Consider the following 16,874-nt stretch of genomic DNA (forward strand, 5'->3'; position numbering starts at 1 on the left):
TCGCGGCTTTCGGCCCGACGGCCGCCGATGGCTCATGCGACCTGCCGGTAAGTCCGGCTCTATTGAAGATCGATATCGAAACTGCGTTCGAGAACCACATTTTTATCGTGGAACACCGTATAGTTGGCGCGATAAGTGCCTCTATCCCATCCGGCTGCGGGCTTCCGGAGACCGGCAAAGATCAAGGTTTGCGCCTGATTTCGCTCAAGCGGCTGGGCTTCATGCTTGGCAAGCACCTGACCGGACGGACTGCTGACGACCATGGCCTGGACATCGCCGACCTTGAGGCCGATCCCACGGGCATAGGCGACGAGCGCAGGGGCCGTGATGCCGGGCGGCTGTTCGGCGTCTCCCGCCTCCAGCATCTCCATTGTCACGGAGGCGGCGGCAAAGCCCGCATTCAAGACCCACCGCGGCCTGTAGGCGAGCAGGGGAACCAGTGCGGGGTCCCAAAGCATGCGACCTCCTCCGCATGAGTTCGGCGATGCCTCGTGAGCGAAAGGATCTGCGATCTCGCCGCGATGACGGACGATGAAATGAAGATGCGGATATTCGGTCAGACCGGACAGGCCGACCCGTCCGATCGCCTGACGCGCTTCGACCCGGTCGCCGACCTCGACGCGCAGGCTGCCGCGAGCCATGTGGCAATACTGCGTCTGCCAGCCGGCGGAATGCTCGATCACGACGGCGTTGCCGCATTCGGACCCCTTCACCGACGCTGCGCCGTTGCCGCGGACGGACACGTCGGCCATGCCGTCGCGCCGGCGGACGACCCGGCCGGCGGCAGCAGCCAGCACTTCGACCCCTGCTCGCTGCGCGGCCATGTTCGGCAGGCGGAAATCCGTCCCGTTATGGCCGTCATAGGAGAGGGTGCCGCATTGATAGTCGCGGGCTGAGGATGTGGGGTCCGTATCGACGTAGTTTTGAATGAAGCAGCTGCGTCCGAGCTCGCAGGCGACGGGCAAGGCGAAAACCGGCACCTCCTCGGCAAGAACGACTGTCGGGAAAACGAGAAGGACGACGGCATTGGCTACGCGAAGGCAACAGCCGCCGATCATGAAATCAAGCCTCCTCGTGCCGAAACCGGTCCGGCTTAATGCATGAATTGGGAAGATGTATTTCGTCCGGGAACAGTTGATCCCGGCACCCTTCGGCGAACGGCGACAATGTCAGAATATAGAGCAGGAAAAACTCGATCTGCCGATTGATTCCGAGCTTGAGCATGATGCGTTTGATATAGGTCCTGACTGTCGCTTCGGTCAGCTCCAGGGTCTGGCCGATCTTCCATGGCGGCTCGCCACCCAGGATGCGCATCACGATTCTTTCCTCGGCCCAGGGCAGGCCAAAGGCCGTCGCAATCCGCTTGGCCCCCGCGGCCGGGTCGATCTGCGGGATGACGACGAGCAGCCGGTCCATATGCCGCTCGGTGGGGGCAGCGCCGATCCATGCGAACGCAAAGGCGCGGTGGTCGGTCGACAGGGGAATGATCGTGTTCGTCCAGCCCCGCCCTGAGCGGGATGCCATCGTATCGCGCAGCGCGTGGCGCAAGAGGTTGTTGACGAGCGAGTTCGGGCCGGCGAGGGCGCCATGATCGAGGCGAACCGGGTTCTTCGCCAGAAGCATCTGCCGGCCGGCGTCGTTGGTTTCGAGGACGCGCAGTTGATGGTCCACGGCGAATGCCGGAAAGGCCAATTCCTGCAGGAGGGTGTCCAGGCTCAGGTTTTCGTGTCGCCGCTGCGTGAAGCCCTGGGTCGTCGCCCAGATCACGCTTGCGGCGCGGGATACGCAGACCATCTCCGTGGCCGAGAGAGAATGCGGCCGCCAGCCCGCCAGGAAAACCAGATCATTCCCGTCGCTGGCGGGCAGGCACCCTGCCAGCGCGTGCTCGGCCTCGTCCGGCTCCTTGCCGAGCAGTTCCGCGACCAGCGCATCGGTCGAATCGACGGCGAACAGACCGCTGCCCTGCCAATCCGGCCTGCACACCAGGCGCGTGATCACATCTGCCGATGGCTGCACATCGCCGTCAAGGCCGACACGAACCGCCGCGACGGCGAAGCCGCTCGGCCGGGAAAGCGTCAGGACAAAGCATCGCTTGCATTCGAGCAGTCCGAGCATCGCCCGTCCGAAAGCTTCCAGAGCGAGAAGCGTCGCGGCTCTGCCCGGCTGCGCCGGCGTGGTGGAATCGTCCCGCAACATCGAGGCCTCCTCAGTCGCATTGATCCCCCGCCGTGTTGGTCAACTCTCCTTGAAGGCGCGCTGCATGCGCAGCATCAACGGCTGCAGCAGGTATTCCGCGAATGTCCGCCGACCGGTCTCTATGAAGATCTCGACCGGCATGCCCGGCTGAAGCGAAGCGAAATAGGGAGTGAGCTCCGGCGTTTGCCGGAGGTCAACCTCGGCCTTGTAGAACGACTTGCCTGATCTCGGTTCGATGAGCGCATCAGCCGTAACCATCGTGACGGCGCCGGTCAGCATGGGCGTGCGTCTGGAGTTGAAGGCGAGAACCCGCACGCGAGCCGGCTGTCCGACCCTTACCTCGTTCCGATCGCTCGGCTTTACCTCGCCCTCGACGATCAGACGGTCCTGCATCGGCACGATGTCGAGCAGGGTTTCACGCGGATTGAGGACCGCGTTCAGGCTGCGCGTGTTGAGGCCGACGACCGTGCCCGCCTCAGGGGCGCGGATCTCGCTCCGACTGAGCATGTCCCGCGCCGCCTCTATTCGGTGCCGCGCGTCGGCGATCCGTTCACGAGCGGCGTGGCTCTGCTTGGCGACATCCTCGAGCCAGGTGTTGACGGTTTGTCGACGCCTATCCTCCAGCTCGGCGATCTTGCCTCTTGATTGGGCCACCGACGATGCGTTCGTCGCCATCTGGGCTTCGACATCGGCTTCCGCTCGCTTGAGGGCGAGAACTTTCGGTCTTCGCGCCAGCCCCTTCGCCAAGAGAAAGTCTGAATCCTTGATTTCCTCCTGGAGGTAGGCGAGCTGTCGCCCCAAGCCTCCAGAACCGCTCTGGAGTCCCCGGATCGCCTCTTCGAGCTGCAATATCTGCTGATCGATGAGCTTGCGCTCCCCTTGGAGCGAAGTGGCCCTTGCGGCGAATTCGGAAAGCTGGGTCGCCATTGCAGACCGCGCCTCCCTGCTTGTCGTATTGGTTTGCAGCTCGTCGGGGAAGGAAACCTCGGCAGCGCCAGCCTGTTCCGCCTCCAGGCGGGCCACCGTCGCAAGATCGGAGAAGAGCTTCGCTTCGAGGACGCCGAGATTGGCTTCGATCTGCGTCGTGTCGAGCTGGGCAAGGAGCTGACCACGCTCGGCCTGCTCGCCTTCATGGACAAGAATAGCCTTGACGATCCCTCCTTCGAGGTGCTGCACCGCGCGATGCTGGGACAATACCTTGACCACGCCGGGCGCGATGACCGCGCTCGCAAGCGGCACGGTTGCAGCCCAGATGCCGAAGATGCCGAAGAGAAGGATCACCAGCGCGGCCCCCCAGCGGACGAGGGAGGCGGTGTCTGACCGGGGAAGCTCCGGTACCTGCTCCAGGTCGGTGCTTGCGGCCCGGATCAGCGCGGCGGGCCGGCCGTCCTGGGCTACGCTCAGCCCACGCGAAAGGGACGGAAGGTCGACGGCAGGCATCAGCGCCTCCTGTCAACAATGTCGGACCTGACCTTCTCACTCGGGACAGGATGTGAATGCCGCATCGGCGTGGCGCCGGCCATGGTCTGCGGGAGCACCTGGCAGGGAGGCCCGAAGGCAACCTGGGCGCCGTCCCGCAAGAACAGAATCAGGTCTGCCACAGTGAAGAGCCGCGGGCGATGCGTGACGATGACGAGCGTCGCTCCCCGCGCTTTCGCCTCGCGGATCGCTGCGCACAACGCCTCCTCGCCATCCGGGTCGAGATTGGAATTGGGCTCGTCCAGCAGGATCAGCTTGCGCTTGCCGAAGAGCGCGCGCGCCAGTCCGATGCGCTGGCGTTGCCCGCCTGAAAGCTTGTTGCCATCCCGGCCGATGTCGGTCTCATAGCCGTTCGGGAGAGACAGGATCATCTGATGAGCGTTGGCTTGCCTGGCGGCGCTGATCACGTCCGTATCGGTTGCCGTTTCATCGAAGCCGGCGATAGCTTCCGCGACCGTGCCACCCAATAATTCGACATCCTGCGGCAGGTACCCGACGTAGCGTCCGAGTTGATCCGGGTCCCAGTGCTCCAGCGAGGCGCCGTCCAGACGAATCGTGCCCGTCGTCGGCCTCTCAAGGGCGGCAATCATCCGCAGGAGTGTCGACTTGCCCGCACCGGTCGGGCCGATGACGACGATGACGCTGGCCGGGAGGCAGCGGAAACTGATGCCGGCCAGGATAGATCGCCTCGCATTCGGGTTGCGAAAGGTGACGGCATTGATGTCGAGCGCGCCCAGCGGAGGCGGCAGGAGCGTTCGGCCCTGGCTTACAAGGGCGGAAGCGGCGGCGCTGCTGACATGCCCCCAGGCATCGCGCGCCGAAGTCAGCGTGCGCAAGCCGGCGACGAGTTGCTCCATTGGCGCCAGCGTGCGGCTGATGAGGATGGAGCTTGCCATCATGCTTCCGCTGAGCACCTCGTTCTGCAGCACGAGCCAGGCACCGGTCCCGATAGCGGCGACCTGAAGCACGATCCGGATCGCGCGCGCGACGGAGGCGATCAGGGCCACGTGCTCATTCGCCTTGACCACGGGCACCAGCGCGGCGTCGTTGAGCCGGAGGAATTCGCGGATCGCCCCGTGCGTCCACCCCATCGCACGGACGAGATTGGCATGAGCGACGATGCCGTCCAGCGCACGCTGCGCGCGCAGGGCGGTGCCCGAAGCCTGCACCAGCTCGGCGCGCGCCACGCGCCCGCTCACAAACGCCAGGAGGAGCAGGAGCAGGGAGCCGATCAGCGCGATCGTGCCGTACCAAGGGTGAATCAGGAAGAGCACGGCGACAAAGGCCGGCAGGAAGGGCGCGTCGATCAGGGTCGAGGCGGTGCCGCTCGACAGGACGTTTCTGAGTTCGCGCACCCGCACCATGTCGTGAGTGCCGCCCTCGTTGCGCTTAGCCGAGTCCGCGATCGCGGCCTTGAGCACGAGGGGCGCGAGCAATCGCTCGAAGCCGACCGCAAAGCGACCGAGCAGGCGGTTGCGCAGGATATCGAAGCAGGCGCTGAAGCCGAGCGCCGCGACGGCAAGGCCCGTCAGCCCGACGAGCGTCTCGATATTGCCGCTCGTGATCACCCGGTCGAAGACCTGGATCGAATAGAAGGGCAGGATCAGCAGCAGCAGGTTGATCGCGACGCTGAAGACGACGACCCACAGCAATGAACGCCACCCCGGAATCGCCATGAGAAGCCTGCGACCTCTCAATATGGCGGTGTCGGCGGTGACCCTGGTGCGAAACCCGGAAGTCGTGCGGCCTGCAGACGCGTCGGACATGTGTCCTCGGACTGAAAGAAGCGTTTGCGCGATATGGCAGGAGGATGACGCCGACTCGGACAAGCCGATTCACGGACGCGATCATGCTCCGGCGCAATGGAGCGAGGCGGGAGGCAGCCTTCAGATCGCGCCGTATCGCGATTTCACCTGAAGCTGTCGGCCTCTGGCCGGGGGCGGCGAGCCCCTGTTGCACAGTCGTGTTGCTATCGAGAAGTTCTTCAGCGCCCACGCCACCGCAGCCATGATCTCGCCTCCCTTGATCCAGCACGCCCCCGTCGTGGATTGCCGCAAACACCGGGCTCGGCCGGGCGCCGCTTTGCTGCCACGGAAGGCGGCCCGAGAGCGGACAAGCGACGCTAGGGAAGCTTATCCTCCGGCATAATCCCCATTTGGTGACAGAAACGGTTTGAGGCGATGAACGCCTGCAAGTCTCGCGATCTGAGCATCCTGGACACCCGGGGCATCCGTGCCTTTGCGTCGATCGCCACGCGGAATCCATTCGACGGCGATTTGTTTTGATCGCTGCGCAAGTTGCAGCGTCTAACGCTCGGATTCTCGAAGATAAAACCAATTAGACTTGCGAAATGACGACAGAATAGCGTCGGCGTCGCCGGCTTTTGTCTCCAAATGGGGATTGCGTCGCCCCCCTGTATCTCCCTAGCTTCCGCCACCTTCGCAAATCTCTCGATCCGTAACGATCGATACCCGGCGCACGACAGCGCATGGGCGGTCGCTTGCCTATGCGAGGGCCATCTGCAGCAGGGAGAACTGCCATGGCGATTATCAATGGTACACCCGGCGACGATATCATCCCCCCTCCCGATACCAGCGGTGACGACATCATCCATGGCTTCGCCGGCAATGACACGATCGACGCCGACGGCGGCAATGATTTCGTCAGCGGCGGAGCCGGCGACGACAATATTCTCGGCGGCGTCGGAGACGACACGCTGGATGGCAATGCCGGCAACGATACGATCAGCGGTGGCGACGGCGACGACGTCGTCAACGGCGATGCCGGCAACGACATCCTGTCCGGCGACGCCGGCAACGACACCATCAGCGGCGGCGCCGGAGACGACAATATTCTCGGCGGCGTCGGCAACGACACCCTGTCCGGCGATGCCGGAAACGACACGATCGGCGGCGGTGACGGCGACGACGTCATCAACGGCAACGCCGGCGACGACACCCTGTCCGGCGATGCCGGCAACGACACCCTCAACGGCGGCGCCGGCAACGACACCATCGATGGCGGCGATGGCGACGATGTCCTGAACGGGGCGGCAGGTGCCGACACGCTGAACGGAGGGGCGGGGGTCGACACGATGGACGGCGGCGCCGGCAACGACACGCTGAATGGCGATGCCGGCGACGACGTCATGAGCGGCGGCATCGGCAATGACACGCTGAACGGCGGCGACGGCAATGACGTCATGAATGGCAACGCCGGCAACGATACGATGAGCGGCGATGCCGGCAACGATACCATGGAGGGCAATGCCGGTGCCGACGTGATGGATGGCGGTGATGGCGACGACAACCTGAGCGGCGGCGACGGCGACGACACCCTGGACGGTGGGGCAGGGCTGGATACGCTCAGTGGCGGCGACGGCGATGACACGCTGAGCGGCGGAGCGGGAGCGGATACGCTGAATGGCGACGCCGGCAACGACGAGCTGGCTGGCGGCGACGGCAACGACACGGGCAATGGTGGCGACGGCGACGACGCCCTGGCCGGAGGGGCCGGAAACGACACCCTCTCGGGCGACGCCGGGGACGACGAGATCAGAGGTGACGCCGGCAGCGACGAACTCCATGGCGGCGACGGCAACGACGAGATCGACGGCGGCAACGGAGCCGACAACCTGTACGGGGATGCTGGCGACGATCTGCTGACGGGCGGTGCCGGCACCGACACCTTCCATTTCGGTGATGGCGCAGACACTCCGTTCGGCGACGACGAAGTCACCGACCTCAATGCAACGGACGAGGACACCATCCAAATCGACGTTGCCGACCCGACGACGGTCTCGGTGACGGTGGATGATTCCGGCTCGAGCGTCGTTCTGGATTTCGGCTTCGGCACGATCCAGATCGACGGCGTTTCCGGCGGCGGCACGTTCACATCGATCGACGACATCAACAACGCGTTGGGATACGACGCCATCACGCTCGTGTGACGTCGCCTTGCCAAGGGTGGCGGCGAACCGCGGCGCCACCCGCCGCGAATCTCGGCCTCGCGTCCCGCGGAAGCCCATTGGCGTCACGGTGCGGTGTTTGCCACATCATGACGCCGGCACGGCCGGGATTTCCGTGCGCGGGCAGCCGTTGCCGACCCCATGCAGGTCCGGACGGAGCGCCGAGTCGTTTGCGGGTTTCTTCCATCTCGGCGTCGCAACGGACGCTCTCGAATCGCGCTCGCGGCCTCGCCTCGGGAAGGCCCTTTGCCTTGAGCGATTTCCCACGGTCCCCAGACTTGAACACGTGCTGCAAGCCGGCCGGATGTTTGGCTCGAAGGAGCAGGTTCCGTCTCGCGCATGGAGGCGGTCAGACATCTCGTCTCAGCCCCCGGCGCAGCGTCCCGGTATGGCAGTTGCAGGAATTTTGCTTGAGACGCCACGGGCTTAGAAGGAAACCAGCGACTTGGAGATGCGCTGGCGGAAGGGGTGGGATTCGAACCCACGGTGGGCTTGCACCCACGGCGGTTTTCAAGACCGCTGCCTTAAACCACTCGGCCACCCTTCCGGCCATGGTTCAATGCAATCGGGGCTGCCGATTTGCAAGGGGCCCGTGAGGCGTAAAGCGCAACTTCCCGATAAAACGAACATACATCCCGATCGCAATCCAAGCGCCGGGCCTTCGTCGTCGATAGTGGCGATAAGGTCACTGCCGGTGGAAAAAGTGGCGAAGTTCTGTCGGGCCGGTTGACACCCGTCACCGTTCGAACACCTTTGTGCCCGCTCAAAGGCAGGGACGTCCTGTTCAGCGAATCCTCAACGCAGGTATTTCGCTGTTTAACGATCCCTTAAAGGAATTGACCGAAAACTCGGTCAAGCCGTGCATGCGGCTTGGGCGAAGCCGTGGTTTTTGGCGCAGAAAGCGGAAGAGCAGAATGATGCGAGACGCTAGCCTTTCGGCCAAGCAGCTCCCCTCCAGCGTGACCGGATCGCCTCCAGCGTCTTCTTCCGTCTCGTCCATTGCGCGTCTGGGCTGCGTCGTGCTGGCCGGGCTGTTCGTCGCCAACTGCGCAGGCAATCAGACTGCGGGCCGCCGCTCCAAGGAGATCGGTGCCTTCCCGCAGTGGAAATACGGCCCCGCCAGCCCGCGCGTCGTCGCGGATGGCGAGGAGGTGCCAAAGGGGGGCGGTCGCCAGCTCGTCGGCAAGGCCTATTCGGTCGCCGGCAAGCGCTACGTGCCCTACGAAAAGCCGCTTGGCTATTCCGCGGTCGGCATGGCCTCCTGGTATGGCGAGGCCTTCCACGGCCGGCGCACGGCCAATGGCGAGGTCTATGACCGCAACAGCATCTCCGCCGCGCATCCCACCATGCCCCTGCCGGCCTATGCGCGTGTCACCAACCTTTTGAACAATCGCTCGATCATCGTACGCGTCAACGACCGCGGCCCCTACCACGGCAATCGCCTGATGGACGTGTCGCAGAAAACCGCCGACGCGCTAGCCTTCCGCCATCTCGGCACCGCGCGCATCAAGATGGAATATCTCGGCCAGGCTTCGCTCGCCGGCTCCGACGATAATCTCCTGCTCGCCACGCTCCGCACCGACGGCAGCCAGGCGCCGATCCCGGGCACCAGCGCACGGACGATGGTCGCCAGCACGGAAGGGGTCGCCACCACGCGCACGCGCAGCGCCGATATCGACGCCCCGGCCCCAGCCCCGGTGGTCGAGCTCGAACCTGCTCCGGCGCCCGCGATCAGCCAGCCTGTCGCCCAGGCCTATGCACCGCAGGCGACGCGGACGATCTCGCCCTCGTCGCCGGTCATGGCGACATTGGCCTCGGCCGGTCCCGCGGCTGCTGAAGCCACGCCGGTCCGTGCCGCCCCGCTGCCGCCGAGCCGGCCTTTCGATCTCGATACCATCGCCAACGCCGGAAAGCCGGTTGCGGTTCCGACGGCACTACGCTCCACGCTGCCGCCGCCGCGCGCGAGCATGGCCCGCCTCTTCACGGCGCCCGAGAAGGCTCCGGCAGAGCGCCTCGCCAAAGGCCATCCGCTCAACCAGGTGGCTCCCCAGACTCTTCAGTCGCTAGCGCGCAACTGACGCCAATCGCCTTGACCTGATACCGGGCGCTCTGCTTCACATTGAGGCATGAGCGCCTTTTGTCGTCCCAACCCGTATGCCGCGGCCACGCCGCCGGTTCGGTGGCTGGTCGCTCGCCTGCTTGTCCTCTTCATCGCGCTGGGGTTTGCCGCTGCGGTCCAGGCGCAGAGCTTTCAGTCGCAGGCGCCTTTCGCTGTCCTGCTCGATTCGGATACCGGCGCCGTCCTCTACGAGAAATCGGCCGACGAACTGATGGTCCCGGCCAGCATGGCTAAGCTGGCAACGGTGCTGGTCGCCTTTCAGGATATCAACGCCGGCCGCTTGTCTCTCGACAGTGAGATCGGCATCTCCGAAAATGCCTGGCGCAAGGGCGGCGCGCCCTCGGGCGGCTCGGCGATGTTCGCCATCGTCAACAGCCGCATCAAGCTGTCCGACATTCTGCAAGGCATCATCGTTCAGTCCGGCAACGATGCTTCGATCGCTCTCGCCGAAGCCATCGCGGGGGATGAAGCGACGTTCGGCCGAATCATGACCGAGCGGGTCCGGGGGCTCGGCTTGACGAAATCCGTGTTTCGGAATGCGACCGGCATGGCCGACCCGCAACAGCGGGTGACGGCGCGCGAGCTCGCCTTGCTCGCCGACCACGTCATCAAGACCTATCCGGAACTCTACAAGATCTTCGGCCAGCGCGAGTTCACATGGAACAAGATCAGGCAGCAGAACCGCAACCCGCTGCTGACGATGGATATCGGCGCCGACGGGCTGAAGACGGGGAACATCGACGAGTCGGGCTTTGGCCTCGTCGGCTCGGCCGTCCAGAACGGTCAGCGCCTGATCGTCGTCGTCAACGGCCTCAAGACGGCGCGGGACCGGGCAAGCGAGGCCCGCAAGCTGCTGGAATGGGGCTTTCGCGCCTTTGAACGTCGACAGCTCTTCGCCAATGGCGAGATCGTCGGAGAGGCGAGCGTCTATGGCGGGGAAAAGGGGCGCGTCGGGCTGCGCAGCAAGGGCGCCATCAGCCTGCTCCTGCCGCGGGGCAGCACTGAGCGCCTGGCTGCGCGCATCGTCTATCGCGGCCCCCTAGCGGTTCCAGTCCAGGAAGGGGCGGAAGTTGGCCGCCTCATCGTGACGCGCGGCGATATCAAGACCTTGGACGTGCCCCTCTACGCGGCCGAAACCGTGCAGGCCGGCACGCTGCAGAGCCGCGCACTCGATGCGCTGTTCGAGGCCACGACCGGCTGGGTCCGCAAGGCGCTGGGCCGGAGCTGAACGGATCGACATGGACAAGGGACGTTTCATCACCCTCGAAGGAGGTGGTATCCACCCCCGTCAACTCTCACTTCAGCATGAGGCCCGTAATTTTCGATGCTTCCTGATATGAGAGTCCTCGACTGTCTCACTCCTGCTAACAAGAAAAGCTCCCCAATTCCGTAGCGAGAATTCTATTGGGCTTATGAGAGATGTGATGAGAACCGCTGGTTTAATGGTGGCGCTGGAAGGCGTGGATGGCAGCGGAAAGACCGGGCTAGCAAAAATGCTGGTCGAAAAGCTCCGCGAACTCGGCCGGGATGTCATCGCTACACGCGAGCCAGGCGGCACGCCTGCTGGCACCGCGTTGCGGCAACTTCTTTTAGCTGAACAGGCTTACGATTGGACGCCGACAGCGGAATTGCTCTTGATGAATGCCAGTCGACGTCAGCACGTCGACGAATTAATTCGCCCCGCACTTGATTCGGGAAGCATTGTCCTCTGCGACCGATTTGTGGGCTCAACTCTCGCCTATCAAGGGGCTGGACGAGGGCTTTCCGAGGCACTCATTCTAGATCTCCACAGGCTGGCCATCGATGACCTATGGCCACATCTGACCCTGGTACTGGATATCGACCCTGAAGTTGCATTGGCGCGAAGCAAGAGGCGATTGGCCGAGTCGCTTAGCGATGAAAGTCGATTTGAGGCCTTAGATCTCACTTTTCACAGACGAGTTCGGCAGTCATTTTTGGATCAAGCCACGAGATTTCCATATTCCTATCGCGTGATCAGCGCCGATCAATCGCCCGAAGCCGTTTTCGCGGAAGCCTTCGCGTCCATTCAAGCTGTGATCTGAAAATCAACGCTTCAATACGGCCTCTCGCGCCGAAGTTGATCTCGCTTCCAGCGGTATTTTTCCTTCAATCGCGATTATTCGAGCGGTGGCTCTTGGACCAGATCGCCCACGCTCGCCTCCAGCGCCTGCGCAATTTCCGATAGGCTTACGGCCGTAGGATTGCGTTGGCCCATTTCCAGAGCGCCCGGCCCGTCTCCGTCGCCAAAACGGTCGAGCTATGACGATGATCTCAGGACGGCCATGAACCGTGGTCCGTCTGTTGGATAGGCCGAGTGCGTTAGAGTTAGGTCATTGGTCGTAAGGTATTCTATCTGAGCCTTCGAACATGCCCATGAAAGCGGTTTCCGCCCACCGCTGAAGGTTGGATCTTGACAGGATCTATCAAGAAGGCGCTGCTCATTCGGACACTCCGTGTATGGGGAGCACTCGAATGACAGCGAGTCAGGGCAAATTCGTCCGCTTCGAACTGCATGCGCTGGATCCATCCTCGGCCTTGACCTTCTACGAAAAGGTCCTTGAGCCATCTGGGCCAAATAACCTTCGGGAACTCTTGCCGCAAAACGCCTTCAAGGTTCGATACGTGCATGCAGAACGTCCCGAAAACGCAGGTAGAATAGCTGGAACAACCTGGATCGGATATATAGAAGTCGGCAATCTTGACGATTGTTGCGCGAAGGTTGTTCAAATTGGAGGAAAGCTCAAGGCCGGCCCATTTCAAACCGCTGGCGGCCGAGCTGCTATAATTGAGGATAATTTCTCTGCTGTATTTGGCGTGTTGGAGCGTGAAAATTCTAGATCAGACGATAGCGAGCAAGCTAAAATTGTGGCGTGGCATGAGCTTGTAACGAGGGATTTTAAAGAGTCATTTAAATTATATTCAGATATATTCGGGTGGACGCGCGGCGATGAATTGGATTTAGGAGATATAGGTAAGATTCTATTAATCATTTGCGGAGGAGATACGATAGGGGCTTTTGCTAGCTGTGCGAATTCATCAGTGAAATCTTACTGGAATTACTATTTAAATTGCTCAGATATACAATCGAGTGCTAAAGCAATTGAAGTGAACGGCGGAGCGATTCTGAGAGGTCCGATATCAGTGCCTGGAAATCAGGTTGCTGTCGAAGCAGTCGATCCTTTCGGAGGGCCATTTGGGCTGTTGGCGTAGAGGCCAGAGCAGCGAACTATTTTCGGCTGGCTACATCTCGCTTATCTGCTGTTTCGGGTGGTTTTTGGCCGCACCTTTATCCTGCGTAGCGGCGGGGACCGCTTCGTCGACGCGGCTGATTTCGAGATCGAGACGTGGTCCTAATGGACGAACCTCGGCCTCATCGCAGGCCCTTCTCCCCCAACCGAATGCAGCAACTTCTTCACCGCCGGAGGCTACCAACCCGAGGGAAAGGGAAGGGGCTCTGGTTTCTCCAACCCGAGATCGACCCGTGACTTTAAAGCAATAGCCACACCATGTTCGAGCGATAGAGGGCAGGTCCCATAAATCTAAAGTCCTTGTCAACGTTGTGCGTATGCAAGGAGATCCAAGTTGGCGACTGCACCACAAAGTTACAGAATCGGGGCCGCGCCTATGTTCCACGTGGCGCCACACCATTTTCCGCCGGCAGCGGAATATATCATCTACTCCAAACCCATCTTTACGCTCCAGATCGGCACACAGAGCGAAGTTCTAGAGTTCTCCGCCGAAATGCATGTGCGCTGCTCCGATCCGCAGATCGGGCCAGATAACAACCGCCAAGTTGCCGTCGAAGTTGTAAAGTGGGAGGCGAGGGGGCGAAGCGGTATCCTTGGCGTGGAAGTGACATTTGCATCGGTGCGCGATAAGGGCAGTGTTGTTGTAGCAGGAAGCCCAGCTGCGGATCTTCCCGGCAAAATGAAACTCTGGATCGACTCCGCGATTTATGTCGATGGTCGCAAAATCGAAGAACATGAGGGTCGAGCGGAGGGGTGGGGGGTCTCTTCATTCCCTCCCAGCGAAGGTGACCTGTTTTCACTTACCAAAAGCCCTCAACGATCTCATGACCTCGCCGTGCTAACCGGCGGTCAAGTGCACGGTCTTTTGTCAGTTGGCGCTGTGGCGTGCGCCTGTTCCTCGTCGTCGCTCTTGTTCTCAGCTCCGTCTAGCACCGGATCGCCCTAAGCAGGTGTGTCTCGATAGGCCACGCGAGCTGGGGATCCATTGTCGGGGAGGTCATTGTAAAGACCGAAGCCTTGCACAGCTGAGATTATAGGCTCAGTTCGCTTCTTGTTGTCCGCTCAAACGTAACCTGAGCGATGGGATGATTTTGGGCCGCGGCTTCATCTGAAGCTCCGTGGCGGTAAGTGCCCGCAATTCGCTTACCCGAGTTTGAGAGTCGGTGACGCGTCAACCTCCGGAGGGATGGGGACTGCACGGTATTCTTGCAACGCTCTGGTCAAGGCAGGCGGGAGCTCAGCGGGAATAAGCCCGCTGCTCGTGGCGCGCATGCAGGCGATCTCCTGAAAACCCCGCGCAGCTAGGGTTTGAGTCCGCTCCCGAAGCAGGAGATATTCAAAGCTCAGCCCGATGCGATGAGCGTGGTGTTGCGCAAGGCGCATCGCGACTTCAACTTCGTCGAAGGCTCGTAGCTCCTCATAATATTCGCATGACACCTTCAGTGTGACGAGGCGGAGATCGCTCGCGAGATCGTTTAAGATCTGCGGCACATGTTCCCGCAAGAACATCTCCCGGCAACGACCTTGCCATGAGACATGCCGCGCGTAGTACACATTGCCCACCACGTTCGTCTCGCCGCCGCGACCATGAGCGTGCGCTCCAGTACGGCCAAAGTGTTATCGAAGCGGACCCGTTACGAGAAAGTGTTCAGCGCGACGTGATGCTTCTTCTTGTCCTCAGTGGGCAGCAAGCGAAGGCGCTCGTTGCCTATCAAAAGCTAAAGAGCGTTCTGAGGACGGATCTTGGCATCGAGCCGATGCCAGATACCAAACAGTTGTATCAGGAGATCGAGTCCAGGGCGATCTTCGATCGCCTGGATAGTTACCTATTGTCGCATTTTGGATCTGCACAAGCGCAAGCCTAACCGAGCTGCATGCGACGGCCCTCGCCGATGCTCCGTCGAGGGCTTTTGACCTTTCAATTTTTGCAAGTTGGCCGTGAGCCACCCGTGATAGCTTCGGAACAAGGCCACTACTTCGCGTCCAAGTGTACGAGACAATCCGGAGGTCTGTAAGCCTTAAGTCTGTCACCCATGACTTCAGCGGCTCGTATTCCCCCCCCTGTCTTGGAAAAGACCTTCGTGCTCAAGTTCTGGTTCGAGTGGAGCGAGCTCGAAGCTAGCCACTGGCGCGGAAAGGTCCGCGACGATCAGGTAGACCCCAGGGGCATTTACCGGCCTGTCGCAAATCCCGAGAACGCTCTCGAATTCGTGCGTGACGCGCTCAGTCGAGCGACGCCGGCAGCTTACGCCATCGTCTCAGATCCCGGCAATGATTCAGCCACCGCTAATGCCGAAGTGCGACCGTTGCGGAGGGCCGTTCTCCTTTTTCACGAGATAATTCGGAGGAGCATATGACCTCCGCCGCATCGGAGAGCTGCGCATCGCATGAGCTCAAGGGAGCTCCTGACGAAAATTCCGTGGAGGCGTTCCCGCTCCTGAAGGACCCAATCACCATCGTCGCCATCCAGAAATGGCCCAGCGTAAGAATCGACTGCAGCGCCAATCTCTTCCTCGTCGGCGGTGCTGAGATCAGCACCTTGGGGTTTGCCCAGTGCGCGTTTCGACAGTCTCTGCAGTGCTCGAGTGTCGACCTGCACCGAATTGGAAGGCTCTAAGAGAACATCTTCTCCGATCGTAACTAGCCTGCGGCCGTTTCCTTTGCCTCCGAGGTCCAGCAATTTGCGGATCCGCCACACAGCTGTATTCATGGCGGATCGCGCCTTGTCCGGCTCCATCTCGCCCCAAAACAAGTCAGCAAGACGTTCACGGCGATGTGGCCGCCCCATGAACTCGAAAAGATAGCAGGCAAGAAGGCGCCCAGCAGGACCGAGGTCCGATCTGATTACAGCGCCGTCGACCGAAAACGAAGCTCCGCCTAGCAATGTGACATTGAGCATGGCGCCCCCCATGCAACGAAATCGTACAACCCCTGCTTATCGGCAGAAGCCGATTGCAACCGATCTGGATCGAAGGGTCAATGGATCACGGGAGGATCACGGCTGGTCGCACAGGCCTTTGGCCTCATTTTTGGAGGTTGGGTCGCGGAGCTCAAAAGTCATCTACTGCTCAGGCTTCAGAAGAGCAGGCTAGGCCATCCGGATGGCAGCCATGATCCCCCGGAAGATCGGCTGACATCTCGGTCGTGCTGCCGCTATGCCCAGCGGGGCCGTCACGCCGCCATCAGGCCTGGGCGGGGGCCTTAGAGCGCCAATGTTTCATTAACCCGATCATGGCGAATGGCATCGGGAGCAAATTCATCGCGAAATGCCAAGTAACTCGGCATCCGACAGCAAATTCACGATTTCCAAGAGCATTCACACCACCGAATAAAGTGCTCAACCCGATCGGCTTGCCTATAAAGAAGGCCGTCGCGGTAAGCATGATGTGCTCATAGAGATGAAATGCCTCGATATAGAAGGCCCAGCGAATCCATTTGCTTCGAACGCAATAGTAGAGTGACGCAATTCCCACGAGAAAGATGCTGTTTCCGACAAGATGCAGTAACTCCATGCCGAGCATCATGCGTCGGGCCTCGTCGGCTGTTGGGAAGAGCAGTAGGCCGGTCTGGCTTACCAGTTCGGTCACCCAGGGTGACATCCACGGTGTATCGCGGCCGCAAATATTGGAAAGATCGCCCAACACCCACACAGCGAATTGGAAGGCGTGCTCAGCAAAATGCCCGACTTGAAATAGCAGGCCAAGCGCAGCGATGGTGCCAAGCAAAACCGCCAAATTCAGTGTCTGCCGATCGGGATGGAGGCCGCGCGCAGCGATAAGGGCGGAGGGTGGATCGCCACGCCATGACGTGGAAGGGTCTGCGTGTGGGTTCATGCTCGCCCTCT

The 16,874-nt window shown here is 61.5% G+C and carries 13 protein-coding genes and 1 tRNA gene; 7 read left to right on the top strand and 7 right to left on the bottom strand.

The window, feature by feature from the left end:
• Positions 1-59 precede the first annotated feature (59 nt).
• The 4 genes from AB4Z10_RS10975 to AB4Z10_RS10990 form a co-directional block, all read right to left on the bottom strand.
• Positions 60-980: a M23 family metallopeptidase gene (locus AB4Z10_RS10975; RefSeq protein WP_441470434.1), complete on the bottom strand. Its 921-nt coding sequence runs from the start codon at positions 978-980 to the stop codon at positions 60-62.
• Between the two features lie 82 nt (positions 981-1,062).
• Positions 1,063-2,196 carry a helix-turn-helix transcriptional regulator gene (locus AB4Z10_RS10980; RefSeq protein ID WP_441470435.1) on the bottom strand — a complete coding sequence of 378 codons (1,134 nt, stop codon included), beginning with the start codon at positions 2,194-2,196 and terminating at the stop codon, positions 1,063-1,065.
• A 39-nt stretch (positions 2,197-2,235) separates the two neighbouring features.
• Positions 2,236-3,636, bottom strand: coding sequence for an HlyD family type I secretion periplasmic adaptor subunit (locus AB4Z10_RS10985; RefSeq protein WP_441470436.1), 1,401 nt, complete (start codon positions 3,634-3,636; stop codon positions 2,236-2,238).
• Positions 3,636-5,351 carry a type I secretion system permease/ATPase gene (locus tag AB4Z10_RS10990; protein WP_441470437.1) on the bottom strand — a complete coding sequence of 572 codons (1,716 nt, stop codon included), beginning with the start codon at positions 5,349-5,351 and terminating at the stop codon, positions 3,636-3,638. Before AB4Z10_RS10990 ends, AB4Z10_RS10985 begins: the two co-directional genes overlap by 1 nt.
• Before the next feature lie 863 nt (positions 5,352-6,214).
• Here AB4Z10_RS10990 and AB4Z10_RS10995 point away from each other — a divergent pair.
• Positions 6,215-7,624, top strand: coding sequence for a calcium-binding protein (locus AB4Z10_RS10995; protein ID WP_441470438.1), 1,410 nt, complete (start codon positions 6,215-6,217; stop codon positions 7,622-7,624).
• Between the two features lie 475 nt (positions 7,625-8,099).
• Here AB4Z10_RS10995 and AB4Z10_RS11000 read toward each other — a convergent pair.
• Positions 8,100-8,189 (bottom strand) — tRNA-Ser (locus AB4Z10_RS11000).
• A 367-nt stretch (positions 8,190-8,556) separates the two neighbouring features.
• Between AB4Z10_RS11000 and AB4Z10_RS11005 the strand changes: the two genes are divergently transcribed.
• The 5 genes from AB4Z10_RS11005 (at position 8,557) to AB4Z10_RS11025 (ending at position 13,976) form a co-directional block, all read left to right on the top strand.
• Positions 8,557-9,720 (top strand): septal ring lytic transglycosylase RlpA family protein, encoded by a 1,164-nt coding sequence (locus tag AB4Z10_RS11005; RefSeq protein ID WP_441470439.1) that lies wholly within the window; start codon positions 8,557-8,559, stop codon positions 9,718-9,720.
• 48 nt (positions 9,721-9,768) lie between these two features.
• Positions 9,769-10,989 (top strand): D-alanyl-D-alanine carboxypeptidase family protein, encoded by a 1,221-nt coding sequence (locus AB4Z10_RS11010; RefSeq protein ID WP_441470440.1) that lies wholly within the window; start codon positions 9,769-9,771, stop codon positions 10,987-10,989.
• Positions 10,990-11,185: 196 nt separating this feature from the next.
• Positions 11,186-11,824 carry a dTMP kinase gene (gene tmk / locus AB4Z10_RS11015; protein ID WP_441470441.1) on the top strand — a complete coding sequence of 213 codons (639 nt, stop codon included), beginning with the start codon at positions 11,186-11,188 and terminating at the stop codon, positions 11,822-11,824.
• A 430-nt stretch (positions 11,825-12,254) separates the two neighbouring features.
• Positions 12,255-12,992 (top strand): VOC family protein, encoded by a 738-nt coding sequence (locus AB4Z10_RS11020; RefSeq protein ID WP_441470442.1) that lies wholly within the window; start codon positions 12,255-12,257, stop codon positions 12,990-12,992.
• 372 nt (positions 12,993-13,364) lie between these two features.
• Entirely contained in the window at positions 13,365-13,976 is a 612-nt protein-coding gene (locus AB4Z10_RS11025) for a hypothetical protein (protein ID WP_441470443.1), read from the top strand.
• Positions 13,977-14,173: 197 nt separating this feature from the next.
• Here the strand turns inward: AB4Z10_RS11025 and AB4Z10_RS11030 are convergent, their stop codons facing one another.
• A complete protein-coding gene (locus AB4Z10_RS11030; protein WP_441470444.1) occupies positions 14,174-14,596 on the bottom strand; it encodes an acyl-CoA thioesterase in 423 nt (140 codons plus the stop codon).
• On the opposite strand from AB4Z10_RS11030, the gene AB4Z10_RS11035 reads away from it, so the two are divergent.
• Positions 14,560-14,895 carry a bacterial transcriptional activator domain-containing protein gene (locus AB4Z10_RS11035; RefSeq protein WP_441470445.1) on the top strand — a complete coding sequence of 112 codons (336 nt, stop codon included), beginning with the start codon at positions 14,560-14,562 and terminating at the stop codon, positions 14,893-14,895. The two genes, AB4Z10_RS11030 and AB4Z10_RS11035, sit on opposite strands and share 37 nt — an antisense overlap.
• Positions 14,896-16,212: 1,317 nt before the next feature.
• Here AB4Z10_RS11035 and AB4Z10_RS11040 read toward each other — a convergent pair.
• Positions 16,213-16,863: a DUF6008 family protein gene (locus AB4Z10_RS11040; protein WP_441470446.1), complete on the bottom strand. Its 651-nt coding sequence runs from the start codon at positions 16,861-16,863 to the stop codon at positions 16,213-16,215.
• Positions 16,864-16,874 lie beyond the last annotated feature (11 nt).

This window comes from Allobosea sp. RAF48, assembly GCF_052114025.1.
Taxonomy (GTDB): Bacteria; Pseudomonadota; Alphaproteobacteria; order Rhizobiales; family Beijerinckiaceae; genus Allobosea.

Excerpts from the sequence above, each read along its gene's own strand:
- AB4Z10_RS10980 (WP_441470435.1), bottom strand. The coding sequence starts at position 2,196 with ATGTTGCGGGACGATTCCACCACGCCGGCGCAGCCGGGCAGAGCCGCG.
- AB4Z10_RS10985 (WP_441470436.1), bottom strand. The coding sequence starts at position 3,636 with ATGCCTGCCGTCGACCTTCCGTCCCTTTCGCGTGGGCTGAGCGTAGCC.
- AB4Z10_RS10990 (WP_441470437.1), bottom strand. The coding sequence starts at position 5,351 with ATGGCGATTCCGGGGTGGCGTTCATTGCTGTGGGTCGTCGTCTTCAGC.
- AB4Z10_RS10995 (WP_441470438.1), top strand. The coding sequence starts at position 6,215 with ATGGCGATTATCAATGGTACACCCGGCGACGATATCATCCCCCCTCCC.
- AB4Z10_RS11005 (WP_441470439.1), top strand. The coding sequence starts at position 8,557 with ATGATGCGAGACGCTAGCCTTTCGGCCAAGCAGCTCCCCTCCAGCGTG.
- AB4Z10_RS11010 (WP_441470440.1), top strand. The coding sequence starts at position 9,769 with ATGAGCGCCTTTTGTCGTCCCAACCCGTATGCCGCGGCCACGCCGCCG.
- tmk (WP_441470441.1), top strand. The coding sequence starts at position 11,186 with ATGAGAACCGCTGGTTTAATGGTGGCGCTGGAAGGCGTGGATGGCAGC.
- AB4Z10_RS11020 (WP_441470442.1), top strand. The coding sequence starts at position 12,255 with ATGACAGCGAGTCAGGGCAAATTCGTCCGCTTCGAACTGCATGCGCTG.
- AB4Z10_RS11035 (WP_441470445.1), top strand. The coding sequence starts at position 14,560 with ATGAGACATGCCGCGCGTAGTACACATTGCCCACCACGTTCGTCTCGC.
- AB4Z10_RS11040 (WP_441470446.1), bottom strand. The coding sequence starts at position 16,863 with ATGAACCCACACGCAGACCCTTCCACGTCATGGCGTGGCGATCCACCC.